Source organism: Corallococcus praedator, assembly GCF_003612125.1.
In the GTDB taxonomy this organism is placed as follows: Bacteria; Myxococcota; Myxococcia; order Myxococcales; family Myxococcaceae; genus Corallococcus; species Corallococcus praedator.
On the sequence record NZ_RAWI01000910.1, the window covers coordinates 1 to 474 of the forward strand.

Sequence of the window (474 nt, forward strand, 5' to 3'; positions counted from 1 at the left end):
GTTAAGGATTTGATTAGAAACCAGATCAAGACTAATGAGATTTTCTAAAAACTGTAGTGAATCAATGCTTGCAATACGATTATTACCCAGATAAAGAGCATTCAACTTACGTAAGGGCTTGAGTGGAGCAAGTTCGGAAATACGGTTATAGCTAAGATAAAGCCGATTCAAATTAGTAAGAGCACTTAAAGGCTTCAAATCAGTGATTTGATTATTACCTAAATAAAGCTCATTGAGTTTAGTTAATGGTTGCAACGGACTGAGATCAACGACTTTACTATCGCTGAGATCAAGAGTCGTTATATCTTCAAGAATTTCGCTTGACTGATAGCAATCGGTGGTGCGCGATCGCTTCAACAGCACATCGATCGTGTGCCTAGTAGCAGCAGAAAGCGTCTTCTTCTGAGAACACCAATCTGCAAAGCTTTTGAATGGCTTGGCTGTTCTATTTTGCGCGACGACTGGTGCAGATGC

General features: G+C 40.1%; 1 protein-coding gene. It reads right to left on the minus strand.

What is annotated here, in order from left to right; all coding sequences use genetic code 11:
* On the minus strand, positions 1 to 474 hold a 474-nt coding region (locus tag D7Y13_RS50075; protein ID WP_147452685.1), incomplete at both ends, for a leucine-rich repeat domain-containing protein.